Genomic DNA, 24,571 nt, shown 5'->3' with positions numbered 1-24,571 from the left:
ATGAATTATCAGCAGTTCATTTCCCCCCAAAGCCAGTTTTATCAACTCCCAGAACCCTTTGAGCTGGAGTCTGGTAAAGATTTGATTGGAGTTCAGGTGGCCTATCGGACTTGGGGACAGCTCAATGGGGCTGGAGATAATGCTGTGTTGGTTTGTCATGCTCTAACTGGTTGGGCAGATCTGGATATTTGGTGGGAACCCCTTTTAGGGCCAGGACGGGCGTTAGATCCCGATCGCAGTTTTATTATTTGCAGCAATATATTGGGTAGTTGTTATGGAACAACTGGGCCGACCTCCATCAATCCTAAAACAGGGACAGCTTATGGCCCAACCTTTCCTGGGATTACGATTCGGGATATGGTGCGGTTGCAAGGGGTTTTACTGGAAGCCTTGGGCGTGCGATCGCTACAATTAGCGATTGGTGGTTCTCTCGGTGGTATGCAAGTGCTGGAGTGGGCATTGCTTTATCCCGATCGAGTCCGGGCGATCGCGGTGATTGCCACCCCCGGTCGCCACTCGGCCTGGTGCATTGGGTTTAGCGAAACCCAACGGCAGGCTATTTATACTGACCCTAACTGGCAGAATGGTTACTATAGCGCGAAACAACAACCGGATCGGGGGCTGGCTGTGGCCCGCATGATTGCTATGAGTACGTACCGTTCCTGGGCTAATTTTTCAGCTCGCTTCGGACGACAGGTTAAGTCCGATCGCGTTACTGAGTCATTTGCGATCATGGATTATATGCGTTACCAGGGCAAAAAATTGATTGAACGGTTTGATGCCAATACCTACATCACGTTGACCCATGCTATGGACAGCCACGATCTAACCCGTGCCGATCGGGATTATCACACGGTTTTGAGCAGTATTGAGCAGCCCGCCCTGATTGTCGCTATTAATTCGGACATCCTATATCCACCCGTTGAGCAGGAAGAACTGGCAGCCCTGATTCCCAATGCAGAACTACAATGGCTGGAATCTCCTCATGGCCATGATGCCTTCCTAATTGATATGGATATTCTCAACAGTTTGGTCGTCAGCTTTTTATACAGATAGCAGCAGTGTTAGAGGCTACTTTTTCTCCTGTGGGCCCAACTGATATATTGCCCGCGAATATTAATCAAGTAAGCAACTAGAGAAGTAATAGAAACAAAAATCTACAGAATGTGCTTGCATTTTTGAAGCCATCTGTGGAATAATAGGGGCTTGTCAGAGTTAACTACGGTATATCGGTCGATTTATTGTAGTTTGCGATTCAATAATGATTAGCTCAGCTTTTACATGGCGAGCGCATTTCTGGGTTTTCAATACTTGAAATATAGGAAGGCACAGTGTTAACCCGATTAAGAGAGAGCCCATTTTTAGCTAAATTGAGGCATTTTGGGAGCCAACTCAAACATAGTTCTATCAAGACCTTTGCTTTACTTTTTGCAATTGGCTTCAGTTTGAGTTTGACAGTTTCCGCCTGTGCTCCTACTCAGCAAACAAATACAACTACAGCCCCAACTTCTGCTACCACATCGGTGGCTAGTTCTAACTCACAACAGAGCAATGTAATTCGGATTGGCTATCAAAAATATGGAACTCTAAGCATCCTTAAATCACGAGGCAGTTTAGAGAAGCGTTTGGCCTCTCAAAACACTTCTGTACAGTGGCTTCAATTTCCCGCTGGTCCTCAATTACTAGAAGCTTTGAATGCAGGCAGTATTGACTTTGGTCATACAGGAGAAGCACCGCCTATTTTCGCACAAGCCGCTGGCGCACCATTGGTATATGTTGCTAACGAGCCTCCTAATCCTAAAGGCGAAGCTATCTTAGTACCGAAAGATTCTCCCATTCAAGATGTCGCTGGTTTGAAAGGCAAAAAAGTTGTATTTAATAAGGGTTCAAACGTGCACTACCTAGTAGTAGAAGCATTAAGAGCGGCCGGATTAAAATATAGCGACATTCAGCCTATTTACTTGCCGCCAGCAGAGGCGCGGGCAGCTTTTGAACAAGGTAGCGTTGATGCTTGGGCGATTTGGGATCCGTTTTTTACAGTAGCGAAACGAGCCACCGGCGCTCGCGTTCTTAAGGATGGAGAAGGGCTTGTAGCTAATCGGGAATTCTATCTAGCTGCTAAACCTTTTAACGACCAATATTCTGACCGGACTAAGGCAATTTTAGAGGAACTTCAAAAAATCGATGAATGGGCGGCGGCTCAACCAACTGAGGTGGCAAAACTGCTATCTCCCGCTCTTGGTATTGACGTTCCAACTTTAGAGGAAGTTGCACGGAGACGGCCTTACGGCGTGCAGCCCATTACAGCGGAAGTCATCACTTATCAACAAAAAGTTGCTGATACTTTCTTGGATTTGAAGCTGCTTCCCAAACAGGTCAAAATTAGTGAAGTCGCTCAGGTAACTAAACAATAAATAGTGATGGAGACTAAGGCAAATGGAATTATTTTGGTTTATCCCAACTCACGGAGACGGACGGTATTTAGCGAGCGGAATTGGAGGGCGATCTGGCAGTTTGTCCTACTTAAAGCAAATCGCCCAAGCCATTGACCATTTAGGATTTACGGGCGCTCTACTTCCGACGGGACGCTCTTGCGAAGACGCATGGGTAGTGGCTTCTTCTCTCATGTCTGTAACGGAAAAAATGCGTTTTCTAGTAGCAATTCGTCCGGGATTAATGTCTCCTGGGGTAGCAGCACGGATGGCAGCAACCTTTGATAGGCTATCTAACGGGCGCTTGCTGATTAATGTGGTTACGGGCGGCGATCCGGTTGAATTAGCGGGAGATGGAGTGCATCTGAGTCACGACGCACGTTATGAATTGACTGATGAATTCTTGACTGTCTGGAGGGCAATGCTTGAAGGAAGTAACTCGACTAATCTGCGAGAGCAAGAAGTCGATTTTAGCGGTGAATATCTCCAAGTTAAGGGCGGAAAAGTTCTATTTCCACCTGTACAGACTCCTTATCCTCCGTTATGGTTTGGCGGTTCGTCGCCGATCGCACAACAAATTGCAGCAAAACATATTGATGTTTATCTGACTTGGGGAGAACCGCCGCAACAAGTGGCAAAAAAAATTGAAGGTGTGAAAAATTTAGCAGCAGAATATGGTAGGACTGTGCGGTTTGGGATTCGCCTTCACGTCATTGTACGCGAAACTGAAAGCGAGGCTTGGGAGGATGCAAATCGATTGATTAAATATGTCGATGAAGATGCGATCGCGGCCGCCCAAAAAGCTTATGCCAGAATGGATTCTGAAGGGCAAAAGCGGATGACTCAACTGCACGCAGGCAACCGCGAAGCTCTAGAAATTAGCCCCAATTTGTGGGCGGGAATTGGGTTAGTCAGAGGCGGTGCCGGTACTGCCTTAGTGGGAGATCCCGATACCGTTGTTGCGCGAATATTGGAATATTCCGAATTGGGGATTGAAACTTTCATTTTTTCCGGTTATCCCCACTTAGAAGAAGCGTATCGAGTCGCTGAATTGCTATTCCCCCGCTTGCCGTTGAAGAACCAACCGACTGTAAATCAACCGCAAATGTTTAGTCCTTTTGGCGAAATTGTTGCCAACGAAAAGTTTCTCCACCAACAAGTTATTCCTACGAGTGCGTCATGAATACAAAATGGCTCAAAAACCCCTATTTTCAGCAGGTAATCCCTTGGATTGTACCAATGCTGCTGATTGTTAGCTGGCAATTATTGGTGCAGGTGGGTTGGCTTTCCACAAGAGTTTTACCCGCACCAACAGGTGTTTTAAGTGCAGGAGTTAGATTGGCAATTACCGGGGAACTGTTTCACCATATCGGAATTAGTGCTTGGCGTGCCGTCGTTGGTTTCCTCATCGGCGGAGGAATTGGTTTGACTCTTGGTTTCGTCAATGGTCTGGTTCCAATCGCCGAAAAGCTGCTAGATACTTCTGTACAAATGGTTCGTAATGTTCCCCACCTCGCCTTAATTCCCCTAGTAATTTTATGGTTTGGAATTGGCGATGTAGCTCGCTTATTCTTGGTGGCTTTGGGTGTGTTTTTTCCCATGTATATCAATACATTTCATGGCATCCGCAGCGTCGATGCCGGATTGATTGAAATGGGAAAAGTTTATGGTTTGAGTCCTACATCTCTTTTGTGGCAAGTTATTCTGCCTGGGGCTTTGCCTTCAATTTTGGTAGGCGTGCGATATTCATTGGGGATTATGTGGCTGACGCTGATTGTCGCAGAAACAATTGCTGCGGATTCTGGTATTGGTTACATGGCAATGAATGCTCGCGAGTTCTTGCAAACTGATGTGGTGGTGTTGAGCATTATTATGTATGCTTTGTTGGGTAAGTTTGCCGATGCGATCGCCAGAAAGTTAGAAGAGAAATGGCTTGCTTGGCATCCCAATTATCAGCCAGCTTAGGTAAAAACAAGAAGCCATAAGAAAGAAAGATGAGAGTGTCCCATTTTTCTTTCTTAGTTCATCTATAAATTACAGCTAATAACCCAGAAAGCCCACCCTTTTTATTGGTGGGAGTGTCAGATTAATAAGTCCAGTTTTGCTTAGTCTGCAAGCTATAGGTTCCATCTTTCACATTCACCCGCTCAGGAATTAGATCTAAATCTTTAAATATATTTGCCTGATGCTGTAGGGCCGTAAGCGATTGGTCGTCGATCGGGATAATAGCGCGTTCGGCACTACGTTGCTGTAAAATTTCTACAATGGATGGATCGATTTCATGATGCTCTGCCAATCGCACAGTAGCTTCTAATTCCTGTTTCTTAGCCCAAGCTCCAGCTTCGTTTACCTCTTCTAAAATCACCTTGAGCAAGTCGGGATAGTCGCGTACCAACTCTGGAATCGCGTAGTAATAGGTCGGAACTTCTAAAGAGGCTTTGTCACCAAAGATGCTCTCTAAGTCTGCAATGGAGCGCCCTGGATAAGCACTTCGGACTTGAGTTGTTGTGTAGGGAACCCAAATCACCCAAGCATCGACCTCACCCGCGCGGAATAGGGGCAGCGCCTGTGGCTGGGTCAGATAAATTGGCTCAATGTCACTAAACTCTAATCCCACTTTTGCCAGTGCTCGCACCAGCACATAATGAGCGCTTGAGCCTTTGTCAAAAGCTATCTTTTTACCCTTCAGGTCGGCAACCGTCTGAATTGGCGAATCTTCTGGTACTAGAATCGCTTGACCTTTGGGAGCAGTATATTTTTCTTTAGCCACCCGCACAAACACATGATCTGCTGCTTGCGAGAAGATGCTGGCCGTACCACCGCCGCCGCAGAAATCGATCGTCCCATTGCTTAATGCTTCTATCAGAGCAGAAGCTGATAAGAAGCTTGTCCAAGTAACACTCAGCCCAAATGGTCGCAAACGGCTTTCGAGCAAACCTTGAGCACGCAGGACTTCCAGATTTGTCATACCCTCTGGATAACCGATTTTGAGTTGCTTGAGCCGCCGCGCTTGCTCAGCTAATGGTGTATTGCCCGAATGAGCAGAACGCTTAGAAAACCAGCGATCCAAAACTATACAGAAAATGATGCCTCCCACAAACAGTCCCACAGTTTCCAGTACCCGAGTTGTTGAGTATTTAGGTTGTGTGGTCTGATTTACCTGACTGACTAGAGGGGAGAGTACATTGCCAGAGGCAGAAGCGGCAACAACATGACTGTCAGAAACCAGACTCAAGACCAAAATCGTGGCAAGACTGAGGCAAAATCGCACTGCAAACCGATAGGCAAGCGATCTGGGAATAACCGATCTGAGCGATCGTAAGATATTTTGACCTGTGCCTTTAGGCCGATGGTCAATCAAACGGCTAATCATAACGACTCTTTTGATAAACACAGGTGATGGACGCTGGAGGAATTGAAGATGGGGGATCGAGTCAAAGCACCGCTTGATACATAAACTACCAGATTGGCTCGCTCGTTACACCCCAATAGGGGATACCCACATTATCCTACTGATATTGTGGTAATTTATACAATGGTTGAGGAATCGCTCGTTTCGGCGATCGGATAGGTGGTCAGTGAGGGATGGTAATGGACTGGTTAATTGAAACAATTAAGATCGGGCTAGCTGCTGCTGTGGCAACAACGTTTGACGACAATATTTATCTGACGGCTTTCTTCAGTGAGGTTAATCGTACTTTTCGCCCTCAGCACGTTGTGGTTGGTGAGCTTCTAGGGTTCACGGTATTGGTGATACTAAGTTTGGTTGGTTTCTTACTGGGGCTAGTGATTCCGTCCACTTGGACTGGTCTACTGGGGATTCTGCCGATACTGATTGGCTTGAACAATTTGCTCAATCTTAATAAGGATGATTCAGCCGAAGATAAGTCAGCCAATCTGAAAAGAAACTCTAAATTCCGAGGATTTGATTCTAGAAAGCCATCGCTCTGGGATGTAATCCGCGATCCGCAGACCTATCGCGTCTCCTCGGTCACGATTGCTAACGGCAGCAACAATCTAGGGATTTATATCCCTTTGTTTGCGAGTAGCTCAATCCAAAATCTGTCCGTAATTATACCCGTTTGCTATCTCATTATTTGCTGCTGGCTGTTTATGTCCTATACTCTGACCCATCTACCTGGTATTGCTTTGGTACTCAGCCGTTATGCGAGCAAGTTTTTCCCCTTCGTGCTGATGTGGCTGGGTTTCAGAATTCTGATGGACAGTGAATCCTATCGTCTTTTTCTACCTAATACTTGATAGCCAAAGGCATTTAAAAAATCTAGGCAACAGTACCATAGATTGCAAGTTTAGAGATGACAGAATGTATCAATCATTAGATGTTTTTTACGTATAAAAGCTGGGATTGGGGAGCTGATCGTTGAGTACCCAGTTACCCAGATCGTGAATTTTATAGTCAACAGAATCATGTAGCGTAAACGTTCTCAGATTACGCCAGTAGCGATCGAAACCATATTTACTGGTGGTAGCACGCGCCCCCATCACTTCAAAAATGCGAGTAGTCACATCTAAACCAATTTTTGTGGCAGCAACCTTTGCCGTTGCGATCGCGATCGCGCATTTTCCACGTTCTTCTGTGGTTAAATCTATGCCTTTTTCCCAAGCTGCTTGCAGAAGGGCGGCGGCTCGATCGGTCAAACTGCTAACCGCTTGCAGATCGACCCACATTTCTCCGTAGTGTTTCAGAATGTAGGGATCTTGCGTCACACTAGGAGCATTGGAAGTCAACCAGGGTCGTCCTTCGGTGCAAGTATAGTCTTTGGCAGCAGCAAATGCTCCTTCCGCAATACCCAAATAAATATGGGCAAGATTTATTTGCGTCAAGCAAGCTCGTAAAGTACGGAAAGGAATATCAGCACGGGTGCGATCGCCAAACACTTCCGAGTCATAAACGCGCACTTGGTCGAAACTAATACTACCGCTATCGGTTTGACGTTGCCCCATATTATCCCAATCGTCATGAATTTGTATTCCCTCTCTTTGAGTGGGAATTACAATAATCGTGAGTTCGGAGGTATCTTGACGAACAGCAGTGATGGGTAAGATATCAGAATCTTTAGAGCCAGAACAAAAGCTTTTTGTACCGTTCAGTAAAAAGCCTGTACCATCAGGAGTTAAAGTGGCACGGCGATCGAGGGGATTGAGGGCATTGCACCAGAACCAATTGTTTGTCACCGTATCTGTGTAGAACTGTGCCTTGCGTTCCTCCGTGCCAAAAAGATGCGGGATAACCACCCCTAAATGGTGATAGGAATAAACATGAGCTAGAGAACTATCAGTCTTTGCCAACTCGCGGGAAATTTGGAGTGCAGTAATCCACGTTTCGCCAATACCGCCATATTCTTTAGGAATAATCAAACCGAGCAAACCGCTAGAACGAATGCGATCGCGTTCATACTTTGGCGTACCGCCAACACGATCTCGTTCGATGGCAGTAGCAGCAAATTCTTGACCAAGTGATTTCGCGATCGCTACATAATCTTGCTTGCTGTCTTGTTGTGCTGTGCTTTTCGAGTCTGCAAGGGATGTTTTCATATTGATGATACAAAATTGAGGGAAATAATGAGGTACAAATGATTTAGGATTCCTAGAGGTTGGTCAGTCCTTAAAACCCAAGTAAACAGAAATCGGTACATCTTCAACAAACTGACCTGAAGGTTCGGCACTGAGAATTGCTGCTTTAATTTCCGCTTCAAATACAGAAGTATCGCCATTAAAGTAATCACGACGGCAGTAAGCAGTGGAGTAGAGATAACCAATAAAATTATCAATCGTCCAGTGTTTTTGAAAGTCAATCTTATGGCGCTTAATCCGAACGAATGGCGATCGATCCAAAACTTCTAAATCCGACTTGTAGAGCAAAGGAACGCTACTCGATCCCACACGCCGCTCTTCTCCTAGCCACCGTTTGATCGTAGCTAGCACATTTTGTGCCCAAACAGAGTCATTGGACCAAATATCTTTTTCAGTTTGAATAATCGCTATCCCCCTATTAGCGTTACTGGTGCGATCGAGCAGATCGTAGCTACGCTGTAGCACCAGTTCTTGATCCATCCAATGAAAAGCACGACCAATGGTGACAAGGGAAAATGTACCAATTGCCGGGGAAATATTTTCTGCTAAATCCCTTACCCAAGCGATATTTGAAGCATGAGCCAGTTTAGCTTCTTGCTTGGCAACTTCGAGCATTTCTGGATCGGGATCGATACCCAAAACAGATTGAAATCGATCGTGTAAGGCGATCGCTACCAAGCCAATCCCACAGCCGAGATCGAGAAGCTTGCCTTGCCCATCTAATTGAAATTCCTGTGAGATTAAATCGTAAATAGCATTTGGGTAGCGCGGTCGATATTGCAGGTAATAAGAAATCGCTCCTTGAAAGAGAGTGGGATCGTAGCTTGGGAGTATTTTAGTAGTCATGATTGAAGTCAAGTTTTGCTGAGTTAGGATTTAGGTTTGGAGATAAGCTGTTCGACATTTAACAAACGATTGTCGGGTGCGTCCTATCAATTCCGGTTGTATCGGAATGATTAAACCACAGAGGGCACAGAGGACACAGAGAAAGAGAAGAGAGAGAGAATAATTCCGATGTCAACGGATTAGATATCAGCCCTTGGGTTTCGCTCAGGGCGAGAGATCGGAGCGGCGTTTCCCTTGCCTATATTTAGATGTTGATTGCGATCTCAGCCTGGGATTTAAACCTCTAAGGGAACAGTTTGCGTATTGGATAAATCTAAGGTACTCAATAATTTTTCTTTCCAATATTGCAAATCGCGATCGGTACGCCTGCGGGGACGGGGAAGATCGATATCTAGCTCTAGATGGATGCGTCCAGGGTTGCCACGCATGACGATCGCGCGATCGCTTAAAATCAGTGCTTCTTCAACATCATGGGTGACAAGAATCATCGTCTGGCGATCGGATTGCCAAATTTCTAACAGACGATCTTGTAATTGCATTCTAGTAAAGGAATCGAGAGCACTAAAGGGTTCATCTAGCAATAAAATAGAAGGATTAGTAACAAGAGCACGCGCGATCGCCACCCGTTGAGCCATTCCTCCTGATAGTTGGCGCGGCAGCAAACGAGCAAAATCTTGTAATCCAACCTTAACTAGAGCATCACTTGCCCGTGCCTTGCGTTCATCTTTCGGTAAATGATGCAAACCAAACTGCACATTTTCCCAGACGGTTAACCAAGGCATCAGCCGAGGTTCTTGAAATATTACACCCATTTCTGGATGATGTTTGTTAATGCGAATATCGTCTATTTGCACATCTCCATACGTTGGCAGATCTAATCCGGCAACAATCCGTAAAAGTGTACTTTTGCCGCAACCACTCGTACCAATTAAACTAACAATCTCGCCGCGATTAACAGTTAAATTAATAGACTCCAATCCTACCAAACCATTTTTAAATCGCTTATGTAGTCCTTCGATGAGTAGCATATATGTTTCCTCCTTGGCGCTTTGAATGAATGCTTGAAATTAATGCTTTGAACTAATGGTTGGAAGCGTGAACATCCTGCCAATGGAGTAGCCAATGTGATGCAAGGCCAATAATTGAGTCAGTCACTTTTCCGAAAATCGCAAACAAGAGAATGCTGGCGAGGGTGATGGCGGGTCGTCCAGTCGCTTGCCCATCGATCAATAGGAAGCCTAAGCCCTGACTGGCTCCCATCAATTCAGCCGCCACGACAAACATCCAGCCCAAACCCAAGCCACTTCGCAAACCGACAATGTAGGCAGGCAATGTCGCGGGCAAGAACACACGACTGATGAGCTGCCAATCATTAAGTCTATAGATTTTGCCAACCTCAACCAATTTGCGATCGACATTGTGAATGCCGCTCATGAGATTTAAGTAAACGGGGAAAAAGACTCCAACGGCGATCAGAGCAATTTTAGAAGGCTCATGAATTCCCATCCAGAGGATAAATAGTGGCACCCATGCGAGGGAAGGAATGTTACGGAGTGACTGCAAAAGTGGGTCGAGTAAATCGTGAATTAGGCAAGAATAGCCTGTTAATCCTCCTAGAATAGTGGCCAAAAATGTACCAATCAAGAAGCCAACAAAAACCCGATAGAGTGTAATGCCGATGTGCTGCCATAGTTCCCCTGCTACACCGAGCTGCCAAACTGTTGTGAGAATAGTTGAGGGAGCAGGTAACAAGTTAGGAGCAACCAAGCCAAACCTAGACAGACTTTCCCACAACATTAAGAGAAAGACTGGCAAGAGCAAGCCTTTTGCTCTGCCCAGACGACTGAGAAGTCGCCAAATATTAGCTGTTTGTGCATTTGGGATTGCGTTCGCAAGTCTTTGTTCCATAACTTAGTGTTGGCTGTCCTGCGTAGATAGCTTTGGGGCGGAATTAAAAATTAAAAATGCCAAATTAAAAATAATGATTAATTTGATTTTTAACTTTTAATATCATGTCCGATAGATCGCCCATAATACATAGGCCGGGGCGGGTTTTGGAGATAGTCCGTTTTTGGCAAATATTATTGGTGAACCCGCCCCTACAGGAATCGGGGTAATCGACCGGACATGATATAACTTTTAATTTTTCGATGTGCGTTGGTGATTTGGTGTATATCCACAGCAGATATTTTTTACTTATAATTTGGCAACCTTTGCCACATACTGCGGATCGATTAAATTGTTAACTACTGTACTGACATCAACCGAATCCTCGATCACGCCGCTTTTTTTCAAGACATCCCCAGCCGCACTAATAACGACTTTTTGTTCGTCACCAATCGATGAGTTTGATATATCGGTTCGCTCCTCTAATTGTTTAGTTGCTACCGCTTCTGTCAGCTTTGATGCTTTAATCACCACTTGCTTGAGTTCACTAGGATTTGCGATCGCCCATTTCCGTGCCTTCTCATAGGCGGTTAGCACTTGACTAACTTGTTCAGGATATTGTTTGGCAAATGCCTCGCGGACATTCAAAAAGCCTTGACTAATTAGTTTGGGATCGCGGAAGAAGAGTTTCGAGCCTTTTTCTACTTCTGTCTGTGCCATAAAGGGATCGAGACCAGCCCAGGCATCGACATCGCCTTTCTCAAGGGCAGCTTTACCGTCAGCGTGGGGCAAAGGCACAATTTCCACATCTTTGGTAGTCAAACCGACTTGATCCAAGGCACGCAACAAGAAAATAAACGGATCTGTTCCGCGCGTTGCTGCAACTTTCTTGCCTTTTAGATCGGCGACTTTTTGAATGGAAGAATTCGCCGTAGTTACTAATGCTGTCCATTCGGGCTTCGAGTAAACGTAAATAGACTTGATGGGATTGCCATTGGCTTTTGCAATCAGTGCGGAAGCACCAGAAGTCGAGCCAAAATCAATGCTGCTGCCATTGAGAAACTCTAATGCCTTGTTACTACCTTGACTGAGTACCCATTCCACTTTGATATTGGTTTTGGCTAAGTCTTCCTCCAGCCAGCCTTTCTCTTTCAGCACGAGACTGACAGGATTGTAGTAGGCATAATCTAAACGTACTACCGCAGGAACTGCCGTAGGAGATGAGCCTGGCGATGCTGCTGTAGTGCCAGTTCCAGGAGAGGAAGAATTACAGGCATTGACTAATAGCGCTAGAAACAGCCCAGAAATAAAAAATAGCAGTAACCTACGTCTGGCAATGGCCAACCACTTGCTCATGATTCGTCTCCTCAACTCCCTGGTGAATGTCTCGTTAAATTAGGACTTACGTAGTTTATACTATAAATCGATTGGTTTACCGTAGTATAGCTGAATTTTATCTTACAGCAAGGCACACTCAAGATCAAGGGTTAAAAGACCAACTGGACTGTTGGTGGTGCTATGGGCAACTCCCTTGCCAATATGACGCTCGCGCTCAATCAGCTTGATTAGCAAGGGGCGGTTAGCTGTTTTTAACAGGTGAGTCGCTACTAAAGAACCACTAAAGCCAGCACCGACAGTCGCGCGCGATCGTTGTTGGAGTATCAGAAATCATCAGTATCGTCGGAACCATATCAACATCAAATAGAAGAGTTCGGCTTGTCAGTATTTTCGGTATTTGAAGTTGTCGCAGTCATTAACTGACGGACACCCCAAATCGACGGTGTTTTGCCGATCGCTTGCAGAATATGGTCGTGGGTTGCCATCACTGCCCTCAAGATGGAAAAGATATCTATAGGAACATTTTAATAACGGTAATAGTGGTAAAATACGGTTTGCTTACCGAGATACAGTATTTTAAGGTTGCTTGCAATCATAATTCAACAATTTGGGAAAATTCAAGCATGAGTCAAGTTCTGCAAGAAGTGCTGTCTGCTAACCAGGAATATGCTGCGACCTTTGGCAAGAAAGGCAATTTGCCCCTGCCTCCTAGTCGTCGTTTTGCCATTCTGACCTGCATGGATGCTCGCCTCGATCCTGCAAAATATGCTGGGCTGGCAGAAGGGGATGCCCATGTCATCCGTAACGCTGGAGGACGGGCAAGCGATGACGCAATCCGATCGCTCGTAATCTCCTACAAGCTATTGGGAACTGGTGAATGGTTCGTCATTCACCATACGGATTGTGGAATGCAACTGTTTACCGACAGCATCATCCGAGAACTATTGACAAACAGCCTGGAAACTGCTGTAATCGAGGAAAACGGTTGGCGAGATGTAGGGCAGGGTTCGGGTTCGACGGAAGGTGAATTTGTCGATTGGTTAACGTTCAAAGATTTGGCAGAAAGCGTGTTTGTGGATGTCAAACGAATTCGCAACCATCCCCTTGTACCACCAACCATTCCGATTTATGGCTTTATCTACGATGTGAAAACAGGGCAATTGATTGAAGTCCCCAGCGCAACTGAAGTCGGTCGAGCAACAGTTCCAGCTATCGCGTCATCGTAATGGACGATCGCAAAAATGCAGAATGCTTGGCGGTTTTCTCAACTAGGAATTAGTGCTTTTTACGATATCACCATTATTGCAACTAAGCTAATCCGCATTTAAATTGCATGGTAAAATAAATTTTTACTCTTGTGGGGAGTAGGGGTTGGGCCAGAAAGCCCGCCCTCAACATACAATTTAAATGCACAACAGCTTATGAGCCATTTGATTGAATACGAAGACGCAAATGATGAAGTACGCGCAGTGTATGACGACATTCGTGCCACACGCAAAACCGAGTACATCAACAACTTTTGGAAAGCGATCGCCAACCATCCGCCTACCCTGCAACGTACCTGGCAGAATGTGAAGGAGGTGATGACGGGTCCGGGAGAACTCGATCCCCTGACCCGCGAGTTAATCTACATTGCTGTCAGCGTTACAAATAATTGCCCATACTGCATTTCATCTCATACAGCCGGAGCGCGAGCCAAGGGAATGGATGATGCCATATTTGGGGAACTGATGGCGATCGTGGCAACCGCAAACGCTACCAATCGACTGGCAAATGGCTATCAAATTCCGGTGGATGAACAATTCAAATTATAAAAGGCGTTCAATCTTAACGACTTATAATCCCTCTCTATGGCAACTGAATTAACAGTAGATGTTTCTCAGATTCCCGTTATCGATATTAGTTCGCTGGTATCGGATAATCCCCTAGATATTGTTGTAAACCAAATCCGACAAGCTTGCTGCGGCACAGGTTTTTTTTACATTGTTGAGCATGGTGTAGACAAAGGCTTGCAAAACCGTTTGGAGCAACTGATCCGTCAGTTTTTTGCTCTAGATTTAGAAACCAAAATGCAAATTCGGATGGCGCTGGGAGGTCGGGCATGGCGCGGCTACTTTCCGGTTGGAGGTGAACTGACGAATGGTAAACCAGATTTGAAAGAAGGAATTTATTTCGGATCTCAATTGAATCAAACCCATCCGGCTGTTCAAGCGGGCGTTCCCATGCACGGAGCAAACCTGTTTCCAGATATTCCTCTTTTTCGCGAAACAATACTAGAATATCTGGCGGTGATGACTCAACTGGGTCACGCAGTAATGGCTGGAATTGCCCTGAGTTTGAACGAAGACGCCTCTTATTTTCGCGATCGCACTTGCGACAGATCCCCTGATTTTATTTCGCATCTTCAACTATCCACCACAAAGCAATCCGCAAGGGCAATCCTGGGGAGTGGGAGAGCATACCGATTATGGTTTGCTCACGATTCTCAAGCAGGATGATTTAGGTGGGTTGCAAGTGAAGACAAAATCAGGCTGGATTGATGCTCCCCCGATCGCCAACTCGTTTGTTTGTAACATTGGCGATATGCTCGATCGCCTCACAGGTGGGCTTTATCGCTCTACTCCTCATCGAGTCAAGAATGTGTCAGGACGCGATCGCCTCTCATTTCCATTCTTCTTCGATCCCAATTTCAATGCTGAACTCCACCCGATCGAAATCAAGGGAGCGATCGTCCATGATGACAAGAACGAACGTTGGGATAAAGCCAGAGTTCACGAGTTTCGCGGCACTTACGGCGATTATATCCTCAACAAAGTTGCAAAGGTTTTTCCCCAATTGCGCCAGGAAGTTTTGTAAACAGTCACCTGGATTTATTAAACGATATTAGAGGCTCGGAACTCGGCATTTTAGGAACCATCTCAGCATCGAATCGAATAGGAATGTATCTATTGTTAAGACATCGGAACTAGGAAAAGAAATCGCTGCCTCGGTATCCAACATTTACCCACAAGCATGGATTTTTAATTACCGGGTTTCCAAACTACTTCTTCAACTTTGATCTGCTTGGGAATTAAGCCGAGTTCAAAAAAAGTATCCGCAATTTCCTGTTGCTCGGCAACCATATCAGCTTGGATCGGTTCAAATCCATAAGTCCGCCGTCGAGTCACTACATCTAAGATAGAAACATCAATTTTCAGAATGGGAGCGAGAATCTTGACTACTTCTGCGGGATTCGCATCAGCCCAAGTCGCTACTGCTTGAGTTTCTTCTCTAATTGCCTCAATGATTTTGACATTCGGCTGAGCAAATGAGCGATTAGCTAAGTAAAAATCTCGGTTAGCTGCTAGTCCTTTACTATCTTTAACAACACGAACATCTCTTGGCGCTTGAGCTGCTGCATAAAACGGGTCCCAAATTACCCAAGCATCTACGTTACCTTGTTGGAAGGCAGCTCTGGCATCGGCTGGTGTCAGGTTGGCAGGCTCAATCTCAGTCCATTTTATCCCTGCGGATTTCAGTGCTTTTGCTAACAGGTAATTGGCGCTTGAACCTTTTGTAAAAGCTATTTTCTTACCCCGCAAATCTGCAAGGGTTTGAATTGGTGAATTAGCAGGAACTAAAATACCTGAACTGCGGTCTTTGGGGGCGCTACCGCCAATGTAAAGCAGGGGTGCGTTAGCAGCCTGGGCAAAGACTGGAGGAGCGTCCCCGGTGCGCCCGATGTCGATGCTGCCGGCGTTTAGCGCTTCCAACATCGGGGGGCCTGACTGAAATTCTTTCCACTCAACGGATATACCTAGAGGCTGCAAGCGTTTCTCTAACCCGCCTCTAGCTTTGACTAGGGTGAAGGGGTCGAATTTCTGATGGCCGATGCGGACTACCTTAGCTGCCGTTGCTGTGGGGGAAGTGGCGGGGCTTGCAGAGCTGGTAGGGGTGGGAGTATTGTTACAGGCGGCGATCGCCCAATTTAAGCTGATTCCCAATAGAAATAGCGCTGCTAGGGAAAGGTGCGATCGCCATAATTGAGCAAGGAATGAAATCAGTCTTTTGAGCATAAACAATAATATTGTTTGTTGGTAACTTTCCGATCAGAGACTTCCAACTAATTCGGGTTTGCCAATTTGCAGGGCACCAACAAACTCTTGCAACTGCGATCGCAATCTTTGTTCTGTTTCCTGTTCAAGTTGTACGCTTGTTTCGTCATAACTTTGGATCTGCGTGTCTAAAACATAGGCACCAGCCAAGATATGACTAGCGCCCAGCTCGGATAACACTGGTTTGAGGGCGTAGTTAATTGCTAATAAGTGACCCAGCGTACCTCCGGTGGCTATGGGGAGAATAACTTTACCAGCTAAACTCTTCTGCGGGAGCAAATCTAAGTAAGCTTTGAGTACGCCTGTGTAGGCTGCTTTGTAAACAGGTGTGGCGATGATTATGCCCTTGGCTTCTACTACTAAATCATTGACTGCTTTCAAGTCTGGGTTCGCGAATTGTCCGTAAATTAATACCTCTGGCGGGAGATCGCGGACGTTGATAGAGGCCGTACTCAGTCCCTCTTTCTCGACAGCGCGGCGGGCGTATTCCAGCACGGCAAAGGAGCGGGATGGATGAGACGGGCTACCTGCGATCGCAACAACATTAGGCATTTAATAGTCCTCCTATTTTTGACTCATTTAAAATTGAACGATTTACGGTGTGGCTCGTAAATACGGTAAATCTGTAGATTTACCGTATTTTATAGAGTAAGCTAGCACAGTCAATTTTAAAAAGCAAGTAAGTTGAGATGTAAAGTTTGATAACTTTTATGTAAATTGTGCGCGATCGCGAATCTCGGCGGGAATCAACTGTCAGGTTTTTTCTCCCAAATACAGCATAATCTCACCGGACTCAAAAACAGAACCTTTACAGGAACAGGGTTTGCTTGTTCTGAACAATTATTGATCAAAGCCGCAGAAGTTCGGCGAAAAATTATCTTGCTTTTTGTAGATACCTATGCAATAATCTTGTTTAATCAGAAACTCCTGTAACTTGACAGAGTTGCCGTAGATTAAATTTATAAATGCTAATCTGCTATTCACCACCACCGATGAGTAGGAGACGAATTGACATTTGCTCAACAGCCACCTTTGACAGCCAAAAAGGTTTTGAGCCTGTGGCATAGATCGCGATATGGAGGTTTTTTAGAATGGAATCACCACTCTCAGGAATAGGTCTAGAATTAGTAGGACTCCAGAAGTCATTTGGAAATATTAAAATTTTGCGGGATATCAACATAGAAATAAATCCCGGAGAATTTGTAGCAATTGTAGGTCGCAGCGGATGTGGCAAAAGTACCTTACTGCGCTTAATCGCCGGACTAGAAGTTCCCACTCAAGGCACTGTCTTTCTAGATGGAAAGCCGTCCCGCAAACTCAACTCTAAAGTGACAATGATGTTTCAGGATGCACGGCTACTACCTTGGCAAAAAGTGGTGGCAAATGTGAAATTAGGGCTACTCACGGCCAAAGAAAACACGCACTACAAAGCGATGCAAGTGCTTCACGCGGTAGGGCTTGGCGATCGCGCTAACGATTGGCCGGCGGTACTCTCCGGCGGTCAAAAGCAGAGAGTTTCTTTAGCAAGAGCCCTTGCCTGCGAACCTCATTTACTGCTGCTTGATGAACCCCTGGGCGCGTTGGATGCTTTGACTCGCATTGAGATGCAGCAATTGTTAGAAAATTTATGGCAAGAAAAAGGATTTACCGCGCTACTGATCACTCATGACGTAGAAGAAGCAGTGGTGCTAGCTGACCGAGTTATTTTAATAGAAAATGGTCAGATTGCAATGGACTGTTCTATTGATATGCCACGACCGAGGCAGAGAGGAAATTCTCTATTTGCTGCGAAAGTAGAGGCGATTTTGCAGCGCGTTATGGGTCAAAAAGAAAGTAGCAAAGATGCAGAGAAAGTTGCAATAGGTAGGTACAAAAAACCCCACTATGTAAAGATAAGTAAATACGGATAACGGATCTACCAAGTTAACTCAGATATGGGCGCTCGTTTAAGAATTTTTCTGACTCGCGAGCTCTTCGTCAGCTAATCCGATGCACCGGGATTTGATATCACTCGCATAGACTAAACTCCGATCGATACTTCACTGTTCCGCTGCAATCCTGCAAAGATCCACTTTCTAACTCCAAAACCATAAAAGCTTCATCGGGCACATCATATTCACATTTTAAGCTCTTTCTACTAGCAGGAATGAACCCAAAACGCGGATAAAAATCTGGATGACCAAGCACAACTACTGCCTGAAATCCCGATCGTCCGCACTCTTTTAAACCTTCCCGAATCAGCAGCGTTCCGATACCTTGCCGCTGATAGTTGGGTAGAACTGCGACTGGCGCCAACCCCAGAATCGACAAATTCCTAGAACATTTGCCTTCGACGACAACCGGACTGAAGAAAATGTGTCCGACAATGCGATCGGATTGCACGGCCACGAATGAAAATGTAGATCCAATTCCCCGCAGTCGATCGACTAGATTTGCCTCATTTTCTCGTCCGAATGCCACAATATTAACGTTGCGAACAGCTTCTACATCTTCGGGCTTTTCGGTACGAATATTCATAGCTTAGATTAATTGTTGTGCAGCCGAGCTTGCAGACAAATTACTACAGAAATTGTTTCTATCTTTCGAGAGCGATATTAATCAAATTATAGTGCTCCTGAAGCCTTTTTCCTCTTTTTGAGTTATATATTTTTGCAAACCAATTATACAACGACTTGCAGATGAATGTCAAATCGTCGCCAAAGTCGGTCGATCGCTTCGGGAGCATCTCATATTTGTAAAAACACTTATAATGGCTCCTTCCTTCTTCCTCCTTCCTTCTTCCTCCTTCTTCTTTCCTCCTGACTCCTGACTCCTGACTCCGGGCTCCAATTTCTAGCGGAGGGCTGCATAAGTGAGATGCTCCCATCGCTTCCAATCTTCACGCCCGGACAGTCTCCTTTATCGTCACAGCGTTTTAATGAAATTAAAGCGCTCCACTGGTTATGCTGATTCTAAATGAGTAACCGGAATTTGTTCGGTTCTTTCAGGCAATCTCGCTCCAGTTGCAACGGCATGAACCGCATGAAGAATATCGGCTGAATAGTATCGATTGCCGCAGTTATCGCAAACACCGATGGTCACATCTTCAAGAATGACAAATCCATTTTTATGTTTGAATGCCTCGCGCTTGACAGTGCGGGGTTGAACGGTTCCTTCGCAATACTCACATCTGTATTTATACATACAATTAGCCATTAAGTTGAGTGACTTCATAAACCGTGATGATTAGATAACGTCCGTTACTAGCGAAACGTCCAACCACTCCAACAGGTGTTTGTCGATCCAGTGCTGTCCCCACTACTACATATTTTGTACCTCTGGGGTCGTCTTTTTCAACCCGGATAATCTGACCCAAAGCATCCAGGATACAAGCCCCCGGATTCATTCCGAAAGCAGACTCAGGACCGGTGAAATAAAAAACCTGTATCCGATGAAACTTGCCGAACGTATTTATCCGTGGGGTCAATGCTTCAATTCTTTAATCTAAAATCTAAAATCTAAAATCTAAAATCGCTTGACCGCTCAGAACCGCATCTTCTACATCCAGGATAGTCAGCAAGTCCTCAGCCATTTCTTCCATTGCGTGGGATGACATATCGTACTGGCGGAGGCGAATTTTCTCTCTGATACGGTCAATATCGTTGCGGGGCACTGGCTGATTAATGTTACATCCCGGCAATCATAGCAAGTTATTGTTCAAAAATCTATCATTTTCACTTTCTTAAATATCTGGTTTTACTTCCTTCGACCCGACTTACTAACTACTCTTATTGCGGTACACGCTGACTGGAAGACAATCGCTTAATGCCCTCCCTCGCTGTAGTTTCTCCGGCTTTATCACCGCCCTCGCGGGCAATTTTTAAAGCTCCCTCGTAGGATTCGAGAGCTTTAGGATATTGACCAAGACTTTCATGAATGGCGCCCATATTGTTGAGCAAGCGTCCGATGCTTGTCTTGTCACCGATAGATTCTAACATCGGTATTGCTTGCTGAAAATAGATCAGCGCTTGAGTATCTTTGCCTAGTTTGCGGGAGGTAAGTGCCATGTTGTTGAGGAGGCGGCCGACGCCAGCCCGGTCTCCGATTTCCCGGCGAATTGCTAAAGCTTGGTGATAAAATTCCATCGCTCTATTAAAGTCGCCGATGTTGTAGTAGACGCCGCCCATGTTATTGAGGGTACGGCCTAAATCGCGCCGATCGCCGGCGGCCGTGCGAATCGTCCGCGCTTGTTGGTAAAATTCGATCGCCTTGGCGTAATCTGCCTGTTCTGCGTACACGGCCGCGATGTTGTGGAGAGATTCTCCAATTTCAATTTTGTCGTCAGTAGTTTTGGCCAGTTCCAAAGCTTCTTGGTGCAGTTTCATCGCTTCGGAAAAATTGTCCCCAATCCGGTTGACGAAACCTATGAGATTGAGAGTGCGCGCGGTACGACGCCCTCCGCTGATTTCTCGGTGAATGACTAAAGCTTGCTGCAGAACTTCCAAAGCTTTGGGCCTCAAACCCATTTCGCCATAAACTTCCCCCATATTGTTGAGGGTTTCTCCGATTCCCGATTTGTCACCTAGTTGCTTGCGAATTGTCAAAACTTGCTCAAAAGTCTCGATTGCTTCTCGAAACAAACCCTCGCGGTGCTGTTTTACTCCTGTTTCAAAAAGTTGGTCTGCTTGCGTTTTGGGGTCAGTTGCCTGAGCGTGTAAAGCGAAGCTATCCCGTAGGGAATCGCTCGCTTGGTCGCGCCTCGCATTTATAATTGGGGCATAAGCCCAGGCGTCTGAAATTGCCAGCAGGCTGAGTGCGGGCGATAAGACAATACTTATAGCTGCGAGATAGCTGAAGTGATAAGAGCGGCAGTGCACCGATCGAGTCCTCCAATAGCTAAGTGATAACTATTAAGATAGAGCTTTTTCGGGTGTTCCTGCCGAATTTTTTCTCAATCGCTAGGTTCTGATACCAGTTTCAAAAAAGAAGGCAACTGTAGACCCGTGCTTCAAACCCATACACAATCAGTCATTCCCAATTCTTCAATCCAAAATCTAAAATCTAAAATCTAAAATCCCATGACTGGGTTTTTGTCTTGCCAGACTGCCATAATCAGCGGCATATTGTTGAGAGCGGATATGACAGCAAAGTTTTTGCTGGGTGGAAGCGATGCTTTTTCAGGGCTTTGCAAGATGATGTCCTGTTGGTCAACCGTGATCCAAGCAATTCCTGACAAAACTTGAATTTCTCGATGAGTTTGAGGCAATCTGTATACCTCGTTTTCCATCAGAATAATGCGATCTGGCGCTGCACATTCGGAAGATATTTGAAGCATAGCATCTCCTACTTGGTAATTGGTAATTGCTAATTGGTAATTGCTAATTGGTAATTGCTAATTGAGGACTGTATTTCACTTCATTTCCACGCAACCCACACACTACTATTGGCAATAACGCCGATCGAGCCAAGCGCGCATTTCATCATCCGTCGCCACGCAGGTAGAACGGCCAGACGCCCGATCGCAACCGTGCCACCAAGTGTTACCATAGCGATCGCACGTCTGCCAAATTCTCAGTTCGTCCTCACTAGAAATGAGGTAGAGCAAAAACTGCCCAATTTTTTTTATAGCTGAAAAGAGAGATAGCCCTTTATGTTTTTCGGACGGTTTAGCTCGCTCGGCTATCAAAAAAAACATCATTATTCGGGGGTTTATGCGACTGTTGTAAGTAGACATAGCCAACACCTTAAAGTGATAACTCCTACAAAGATTGCACCAATAAAATTACAAAAAATAGCTTTTAGCTGCAATAACGTCCTCGCAATTACAGCACAATATCGTTGTCGTGCAAGCCCTGTAAAAGTCTATCTGTTACCTGATAAATTAACCTTAACTCTGGGGCAATGGACAATCAAAGCATTGCTTGCATAGGTTGTATGAATAAAATCGATATATCGAAGCCCTTGTGACAATTTGGGTACTACTGGCACAAACGCTATGAACGAAATCAATACGCGGCGGATGAAACTCTCTCAGATTCAAGCTTTGATAGCTGTAGCAGACTGTGAAAACTTTAGCGAGGCGGCTTTGCAATTGGAACTGTCCCAATCCGCCGTCAGCCACGCCATCGCCTCTTTAGAAACAGAATTGGGAGTGCAATTGTTCCACCGGGGGCGACACGGTGCTCAACTGACGCCAGTGGGGGAAAGGGTAGTGAGTCACGGGCGTCAAATAGCCTGCGCCTTAGAAATGATGGTCAAAGAAGCGGATTTAGAAAAAGGTTTGCAGGGAGGCCAGGTACGGATAGTTACTTTTCGGAGTGTCGCAACTCATATCCTACCGGGTATTATTGCTAAATTTCGCAGTTGCTTTCCCAAAATTACGGTCAGCATTGCCGAAGTTTATTATACCCAAGCTGTGGAAGAGGCTTTGCGATCGGGCAAAGCAGACATCGGTTTTGTCTCTCTTCCCATCTCGGATGAATTTGAAACTAGAGAAATTTTGCGGGATAAATATGTTGTGTTGCTGCCGCCAACTGCCAAATTGTCAAGTGCTAAGATTACCTGGAAAGAATTAGCGGCTTATCCGTTGATTTTGCAGCCGGTGGAAAATGCTTGTTCTGTACCGCTGCGAAAATATTTGACAACTTCGGGGTTTCCCTTAAATATCGCTTACGAACTCAGCGAAGATTCAACTATTGTCAGTATGGTGATGCAAGGTTTGGGTGCAGCAATTCTGCCGCGTTTGGCGGCGGAACCGATACCTACTTCGGTGAAAGTTTGCAGTTTACCTGCGGATTTTGAAAGGGTAATTGGGGTGGCTGTTTTGAGGGATGCGCTGTTAGTTCCGGCCGTGTTTGCCTTTTTGGATGTAGTTACAAGTGTGATAGATGTTGAGAGTGAGGGTGAGTTTCCGATTAATCCTTCATGATAAACTTAAGTCAGTTGTTATTGGTTATTGGTGAGATTGGGATTTTGTTACCGCAGATATCAGCAGATGAACACAGATGGGATTTTATCTGCGTTTTTCTGCGTTCATCTGCGGTTAAAAAAAATGGTCTAAAATAGTACGATCGCTGATTGCCTATTTCATGCGCTTTGCAACAAGACTAGAACTGTCGCCTTGGTGGAATTTGATTCGACCATCTACCGAGTTTTTATCCTTTAATTTGAGCCAACCGCTACCAGATGCAGCATCGTTCTCGTCATTACCGTCCCATGTAAACTCAAGTCGCTGATCCTTTCCATCTTTTACGACTTCGCCGTCAATTTCACCTGATACTAAACCGAATTGAAATTCTCCTGAACCTGTTTCATCAATCTCGATATAGGCTTCAACTTCCATGTCCAAGTAATCACTATCCCACATTGCCATCTCTGTGATGCGCCATTTACCGCTATATTGCATTGCTTTCATCCTCCACTTGTATTAATATTCGTCATCTCTCTCACCCAGTTGCGGAAATTCACCTCCGCTTCTACTTCATCTAGCTGCGCTGCTGCCAAGAATTCGTAGAGCTTTTCTTTGGGCACGATCGGAAAAGTGGGGCTGACAGATACTTCCAAATACTCATCGTTCTCTAGCTGATAAATTCGCCATTCTCTACCATTGTACCGCCAAAACTCCGGTACTCCCATACTGGCATAGAGAGCTGGCTTATCAATATCAGTATGGGTGATATCTACTTCGACGACTAAATCGGGTGGCGGATCTGTGGCTATATCTACTGTACGACCGGCTACGAGGGGCTGATTTTGGATGTAATAGGCATTATCTGGTTCTGCACCGCGCTCTAAGTCCGATCGATCCAAGGTTGTCGAACCCATTGTTTTGATTTTTAAACCTAGCTCTACAGCTAAAATAATAATCAGTCGTTCGATTAAGCGTGCTGAAAATTCGTGTTCTTCTAAAGGCATGGTAATTTCTAAAATTCCCCGGTCGAATATCAATGTAGCCGCTCGGTTATCGCCTAAAATCTGTAGCAGTTGTTGATAACCCTGCCAAGTAATATTTCTCAACACTACTCGCTTTTCGCCTATGAGTAACGGTGGTGCGATCGGTGCAACAGAAATCATATGTTTACTTCCAGCTATGATATTTCTAGAATAACAAAGAAACAGGCAAGATGCCTGTTCCACACACAAAATATTATTGAACAGGCAAGATGCCTGTTCCACAACTAACAAATTATTATTGAACATTGAACAGGCAAGATGCCTGTTCCACAACTAACAACAAATTATTATGGAACATTGAACAGGCAAGATGCCTGTTTCACAACTAACAAATTATTATTGAACAGGCAAGATGCCTGTTCCACAACTAACAAATTATTATTGAACAGGCAAGATGCCTGTTCCACAACTAACAAATTATTATTGAACAGGCAAGATGCCTGTTCC

Annotated in this window: 30 protein-coding genes; 11 read left to right on the top strand and 19 right to left on the bottom strand. The window is 45.2% G+C overall.

The genetic code is table 11. The features are described 5' to 3' along the window. The 4 genes from metX (at position 1) to ssuC (ending at position 4,397) form a co-directional block, all read left to right on the top strand. Complete coding sequence (metX, locus tag QUA16_RS05315; protein WP_333102057.1) at positions 1-1,056, top strand: homoserine O-acetyltransferase MetX; 1,056 nt, start codon at positions 1-3, stop codon at positions 1,054-1,056. 275 nt (positions 1,057-1,331) lie between these two features. Next, a complete protein-coding gene (locus tag QUA16_RS05310) occupies positions 1,332-2,414 on the top strand; it encodes a sulfonate ABC transporter substrate-binding protein (RefSeq protein ID WP_333181041.1) in 1,083 nt (360 codons plus the stop codon). 22 nt (positions 2,415-2,436) lie between these two features. Then, a complete protein-coding gene (ssuD, locus tag QUA16_RS05305) occupies positions 2,437-3,615 on the top strand; it encodes an FMNH2-dependent alkanesulfonate monooxygenase (RefSeq protein WP_333102059.1) in 1,179 nt (392 codons plus the stop codon). Beyond that, positions 3,612-4,397, top strand: coding sequence for an aliphatic sulfonate ABC transporter permease SsuC (ssuC, locus tag QUA16_RS05300; RefSeq protein WP_333102060.1), 786 nt, complete (start codon positions 3,612-3,614; stop codon positions 4,395-4,397). The genes ssuD and ssuC overlap by 4 nt, the downstream gene beginning before the upstream one ends. Before the next feature lie 121 nt (positions 4,398-4,518). Here the strand turns inward: ssuC and QUA16_RS05295 are convergent, their stop codons facing one another. Beyond that, positions 4,519-5,805 (bottom strand): aliphatic sulfonate ABC transporter substrate-binding protein, encoded by a 1,287-nt coding sequence (locus QUA16_RS05295; RefSeq protein WP_333102061.1) that lies wholly within the window; start codon positions 5,803-5,805, stop codon positions 4,519-4,521. A 218-nt stretch (positions 5,806-6,023) separates the two neighbouring features. Between QUA16_RS05295 and QUA16_RS05290 the strand changes: the two genes are divergently transcribed. Next, the gene (locus QUA16_RS05290; RefSeq protein WP_333102062.1) at positions 6,024-6,692 is read left to right on the top strand and encodes a cadmium resistance transporter; all 669 of its coding nucleotides are present in this window, start codon (positions 6,024-6,026) and stop codon (positions 6,690-6,692) included. Between the two features lie 87 nt (positions 6,693-6,779). Here the strand turns inward: QUA16_RS05290 and QUA16_RS05285 are convergent, their stop codons facing one another. The 7 genes from QUA16_RS05285 to QUA16_RS05255 form a co-directional block, all read right to left on the bottom strand. Next, the gene (locus tag QUA16_RS05285) at positions 6,780-7,988 is read right to left on the bottom strand and encodes an acyl-CoA dehydrogenase family protein (protein ID WP_333102063.1); all 1,209 of its coding nucleotides are present in this window, start codon (positions 7,986-7,988) and stop codon (positions 6,780-6,782) included. A gap of 63 nt (positions 7,989-8,051) precedes the next feature. Then, positions 8,052-8,873 (bottom strand): class I SAM-dependent methyltransferase, encoded by an 822-nt coding sequence (locus tag QUA16_RS05280; RefSeq protein WP_333102064.1) that lies wholly within the window; start codon positions 8,871-8,873, stop codon positions 8,052-8,054. Positions 8,874-9,148: 275 nt separating this feature from the next. Beyond that, a complete protein-coding gene (locus QUA16_RS05275; RefSeq protein WP_333102065.1) occupies positions 9,149-9,901 on the bottom strand; it encodes an ABC transporter ATP-binding protein in 753 nt (250 codons plus the stop codon). Positions 9,902-9,953: 52 nt separating this feature from the next. Beyond that, positions 9,954-10,781 carry an ABC transporter permease gene (locus QUA16_RS05270; protein WP_333102066.1) on the bottom strand — a complete coding sequence of 276 codons (828 nt, stop codon included), beginning with the start codon at positions 10,779-10,781 and terminating at the stop codon, positions 9,954-9,956. Positions 10,782-11,069: 288 nt separating this feature from the next. Further along, on the bottom strand, positions 11,070-12,116 hold the full coding sequence (locus tag QUA16_RS05265; RefSeq protein ID WP_333102067.1) for an aliphatic sulfonate ABC transporter substrate-binding protein: 1,047 nt from the start codon (positions 12,114-12,116) through the stop codon (positions 11,070-11,072). A 102-nt stretch (positions 12,117-12,218) separates the two neighbouring features. Beyond that, the gene (locus tag QUA16_RS05260; protein WP_445305405.1) at positions 12,219-12,422 is read right to left on the bottom strand and encodes an FAD/NAD(P)-binding protein; all 204 of its coding nucleotides are present in this window, start codon (positions 12,420-12,422) and stop codon (positions 12,219-12,221) included. A gap of 35 nt (positions 12,423-12,457) precedes the next feature. Next, positions 12,458-12,583, bottom strand: a complete 126-nt coding sequence (locus tag QUA16_RS05255) for a hypothetical protein (RefSeq protein ID WP_333102068.1) — start codon at positions 12,581-12,583, stop codon at positions 12,458-12,460. 138 nt (positions 12,584-12,721) lie between these two features. Between QUA16_RS05255 and QUA16_RS05250 the strand changes: the two genes are divergently transcribed. From QUA16_RS05250 to QUA16_RS05235, 4 genes are all read left to right on the top strand, one after another. Next, positions 12,722-13,324: a carbonic anhydrase gene (locus tag QUA16_RS05250; protein ID WP_333102069.1), complete on the top strand. Its 603-nt coding sequence runs from the start codon at positions 12,722-12,724 to the stop codon at positions 13,322-13,324. A 195-nt stretch (positions 13,325-13,519) separates the two neighbouring features. Beyond that, a complete protein-coding gene (locus QUA16_RS05245) occupies positions 13,520-13,912 on the top strand; it encodes a carboxymuconolactone decarboxylase family protein (protein ID WP_333102070.1) in 393 nt (130 codons plus the stop codon). 36 nt (positions 13,913-13,948) lie between these two features. After that, entirely contained in the window at positions 13,949-14,596 is a 648-nt protein-coding gene (locus QUA16_RS05240; protein ID WP_333102072.1) for a 2-oxoglutarate and iron-dependent oxygenase domain-containing protein, read from the top strand. After that, positions 14,547-14,954 (top strand): 2OG-Fe(II) oxygenase family protein, encoded by a 408-nt coding sequence (locus QUA16_RS05235; protein ID WP_333102073.1) that lies wholly within the window; start codon positions 14,547-14,549, stop codon positions 14,952-14,954. Before QUA16_RS05240 ends, QUA16_RS05235 begins: the two co-directional genes overlap by 50 nt. Positions 14,955-15,118: 164 nt before the next feature. Here the strand turns inward: QUA16_RS05235 and QUA16_RS05230 are convergent, their stop codons facing one another. Beyond that, positions 15,119-16,153, bottom strand: coding sequence for a sulfonate ABC transporter substrate-binding protein (locus QUA16_RS05230; RefSeq protein WP_333102074.1), 1,035 nt, complete (start codon positions 16,151-16,153; stop codon positions 15,119-15,121). A gap of 33 nt (positions 16,154-16,186) precedes the next feature. Continuing rightward, positions 16,187-16,744 carry an NADPH-dependent FMN reductase gene (gene ssuE, locus QUA16_RS05225; RefSeq protein ID WP_333102075.1) on the bottom strand — a complete coding sequence of 186 codons (558 nt, stop codon included), beginning with the start codon at positions 16,742-16,744 and terminating at the stop codon, positions 16,187-16,189. Between the two features lie 539 nt (positions 16,745-17,283). Between ssuE and QUA16_RS05220 the strand changes: the two genes are divergently transcribed. Continuing rightward, positions 17,284-18,102 (top strand): ATP-binding cassette domain-containing protein, encoded by an 819-nt coding sequence (locus QUA16_RS05220; RefSeq protein WP_333102076.1) that lies wholly within the window; start codon positions 17,284-17,286, stop codon positions 18,100-18,102. Between the two features lie 97 nt (positions 18,103-18,199). Here the strand turns inward: QUA16_RS05220 and QUA16_RS05215 are convergent, their stop codons facing one another. The 7 genes from QUA16_RS05215 to QUA16_RS05185 all read right to left on the bottom strand — a co-directional run bounded on the left by QUA16_RS05215 (position 18,200) and on the right by QUA16_RS05185 (position 21,776). Next, positions 18,200-18,709 carry an N-acetyltransferase gene (locus QUA16_RS05215; protein ID WP_333102077.1) on the bottom strand — a complete coding sequence of 170 codons (510 nt, stop codon included), beginning with the start codon at positions 18,707-18,709 and terminating at the stop codon, positions 18,200-18,202. A gap of 423 nt (positions 18,710-19,132) precedes the next feature. After that, positions 19,133-19,405: a YgiT-type zinc finger protein gene (locus QUA16_RS05210; protein WP_333181040.1), complete on the bottom strand. Its 273-nt coding sequence runs from the start codon at positions 19,403-19,405 to the stop codon at positions 19,133-19,135. Next, entirely contained in the window at positions 19,380-19,577 is a 198-nt protein-coding gene (locus QUA16_RS05205) for a hypothetical protein (protein WP_333102079.1), read from the bottom strand. The genes QUA16_RS05210 and QUA16_RS05205 overlap by 26 nt, the downstream gene beginning before the upstream one ends. 105 nt (positions 19,578-19,682) lie before the next feature. Continuing rightward, positions 19,683-19,844: a hypothetical protein gene (locus tag QUA16_RS05200; RefSeq protein WP_333102080.1), complete on the bottom strand. Its 162-nt coding sequence runs from the start codon at positions 19,842-19,844 to the stop codon at positions 19,683-19,685. A gap of 115 nt (positions 19,845-19,959) precedes the next feature. Next, positions 19,960-21,048, bottom strand: a complete 1,089-nt coding sequence (locus tag QUA16_RS05195) for a tetratricopeptide repeat protein (protein ID WP_333102081.1) — start codon at positions 21,046-21,048, stop codon at positions 19,960-19,962. A 191-nt stretch (positions 21,049-21,239) separates the two neighbouring features. After that, positions 21,240-21,506 carry a hypothetical protein gene (locus QUA16_RS05190; RefSeq protein ID WP_333102082.1) on the bottom strand — a complete coding sequence of 89 codons (267 nt, stop codon included), beginning with the start codon at positions 21,504-21,506 and terminating at the stop codon, positions 21,240-21,242. A gap of 105 nt (positions 21,507-21,611) precedes the next feature. Next, positions 21,612-21,776: a hypothetical protein gene (locus tag QUA16_RS05185; protein ID WP_333102083.1), complete on the bottom strand. Its 165-nt coding sequence runs from the start codon at positions 21,774-21,776 to the stop codon at positions 21,612-21,614. Between the two features lie 390 nt (positions 21,777-22,166). On the opposite strand from QUA16_RS05185, the gene QUA16_RS05180 reads away from it, so the two are divergent. Beyond that, positions 22,167-23,099: a LysR family transcriptional regulator gene (locus tag QUA16_RS05180; protein ID WP_333102084.1), complete on the top strand. Its 933-nt coding sequence runs from the start codon at positions 22,167-22,169 to the stop codon at positions 23,097-23,099. Between the two features lie 153 nt (positions 23,100-23,252). Here QUA16_RS05180 and QUA16_RS05175 read toward each other — a convergent pair whose 3' ends face one another. Together QUA16_RS05175 and QUA16_RS05170 are read right to left on the bottom strand one after the other, a co-directional pair. Then, positions 23,253-23,585: a hypothetical protein gene (locus tag QUA16_RS05175; RefSeq protein WP_333102085.1), complete on the bottom strand. Its 333-nt coding sequence runs from the start codon at positions 23,583-23,585 to the stop codon at positions 23,253-23,255. Then, positions 23,582-24,244, bottom strand: a complete 663-nt coding sequence (locus QUA16_RS05170; RefSeq protein WP_333102087.1) for a Uma2 family endonuclease — start codon at positions 24,242-24,244, stop codon at positions 23,582-23,584. The genes QUA16_RS05175 and QUA16_RS05170 overlap by 4 nt, the downstream gene beginning before the upstream one ends. Between the last annotated feature and the right edge of the window lie 327 nt (positions 24,245-24,571).

The sequence above is a fragment of the Microcoleus sp. S13_C3 genome, assembly GCF_036700905.1.
In the GTDB taxonomy this organism is placed as follows: domain Bacteria; phylum Cyanobacteriota; class Cyanobacteriia; order Cyanobacteriales; family Microcoleaceae; genus Microcoleus.
The sequence above is the reverse complement of the archived record's forward strand: the minus strand, read 5'-3'. Positions and strand labels throughout refer to the sequence as shown.

What these genes read in the sequence shown, in the direction of transcription:
- QUA16_RS05290 (WP_333102062.1), top strand. Translation starts at nt 6,024, where the DNA reads ATGGACTGGTTAATTGAAACAATTAAGATCGGGCTAGCTGCTGCTGTG.
- QUA16_RS05255 (WP_333102068.1), bottom strand. Translation starts at nt 12,583, where the DNA reads ATGGCAACCCACGACCATATTCTGCAAGCGATCGGCAAAACACCGTCG.
- QUA16_RS05295 (WP_333102061.1), bottom strand. Translation starts at nt 5,805, where the DNA reads ATGATTAGCCGTTTGATTGACCATCGGCCTAAAGGCACAGGTCAAAAT.
- QUA16_RS05190 (WP_333102082.1), bottom strand. Translation starts at nt 21,506, where the DNA reads ATGCTTCAAATATCTTCCGAATGTGCAGCGCCAGATCGCATTATTCTG.
- ssuC (WP_333102060.1), top strand. Translation starts at nt 3,612, where the DNA reads ATGAATACAAAATGGCTCAAAAACCCCTATTTTCAGCAGGTAATCCCT.
- QUA16_RS05240 (WP_333102072.1), top strand. Translation starts at nt 13,949, where the DNA reads ATGGCAACTGAATTAACAGTAGATGTTTCTCAGATTCCCGTTATCGAT.
- QUA16_RS05170 (WP_333102087.1), bottom strand. Translation starts at nt 24,244, where the DNA reads ATGATTTCTGTTGCACCGATCGCACCACCGTTACTCATAGGCGAAAAG.
- QUA16_RS05210 (WP_333181040.1), bottom strand. Translation starts at nt 19,405, where the DNA reads ATGAAGTCACTCAACTTAATGGCTAATTGTATGTATAAATACAGATGT.
- QUA16_RS05215 (WP_333102077.1), bottom strand. Translation starts at nt 18,709, where the DNA reads ATGAATATTCGTACCGAAAAGCCCGAAGATGTAGAAGCTGTTCGCAAC.
- metX (WP_333102057.1), top strand. Translation starts at nt 1, where the DNA reads ATGAATTATCAGCAGTTCATTTCCCCCCAAAGCCAGTTTTATCAACTC.
- QUA16_RS05205 (WP_333102079.1), bottom strand. Translation starts at nt 19,577, where the DNA reads ATGAATCCGGGGGCTTGTATCCTGGATGCTTTGGGTCAGATTATCCGG.
- QUA16_RS05175 (WP_333102085.1), bottom strand. Translation starts at nt 23,585, where the DNA reads ATGAAAGCAATGCAATATAGCGGTAAATGGCGCATCACAGAGATGGCA.
- QUA16_RS05220 (WP_333102076.1), top strand. Translation starts at nt 17,284, where the DNA reads ATGGAATCACCACTCTCAGGAATAGGTCTAGAATTAGTAGGACTCCAG.
- QUA16_RS05180 (WP_333102084.1), top strand. Translation starts at nt 22,167, where the DNA reads ATGAACGAAATCAATACGCGGCGGATGAAACTCTCTCAGATTCAAGCT.
- ssuD (WP_333102059.1), top strand. Translation starts at nt 2,437, where the DNA reads ATGGAATTATTTTGGTTTATCCCAACTCACGGAGACGGACGGTATTTA.
- QUA16_RS05275 (WP_333102065.1), bottom strand. Translation starts at nt 9,901, where the DNA reads ATGCTACTCATCGAAGGACTACATAAGCGATTTAAAAATGGTTTGGTA.
- QUA16_RS05265 (WP_333102067.1), bottom strand. Translation starts at nt 12,116, where the DNA reads ATGAGCAAGTGGTTGGCCATTGCCAGACGTAGGTTACTGCTATTTTTT.
- ssuE (WP_333102075.1), bottom strand. Translation starts at nt 16,744, where the DNA reads ATGCCTAATGTTGTTGCGATCGCAGGTAGCCCGTCTCATCCATCCCGC.
- QUA16_RS05285 (WP_333102063.1), bottom strand. Translation starts at nt 7,988, where the DNA reads ATGAAAACATCCCTTGCAGACTCGAAAAGCACAGCACAACAAGACAGC.
- QUA16_RS05230 (WP_333102074.1), bottom strand. Translation starts at nt 16,153, where the DNA reads ATGCTCAAAAGACTGATTTCATTCCTTGCTCAATTATGGCGATCGCAC.
- QUA16_RS05250 (WP_333102069.1), top strand. Translation starts at nt 12,722, where the DNA reads ATGAGTCAAGTTCTGCAAGAAGTGCTGTCTGCTAACCAGGAATATGCT.
- QUA16_RS05270 (WP_333102066.1), bottom strand. Translation starts at nt 10,781, where the DNA reads ATGGAACAAAGACTTGCGAACGCAATCCCAAATGCACAAACAGCTAAT.
- QUA16_RS05280 (WP_333102064.1), bottom strand. Translation starts at nt 8,873, where the DNA reads ATGACTACTAAAATACTCCCAAGCTACGATCCCACTCTCTTTCAAGGA.
- QUA16_RS05245 (WP_333102070.1), top strand. Translation starts at nt 13,520, where the DNA reads ATGAGCCATTTGATTGAATACGAAGACGCAAATGATGAAGTACGCGCA.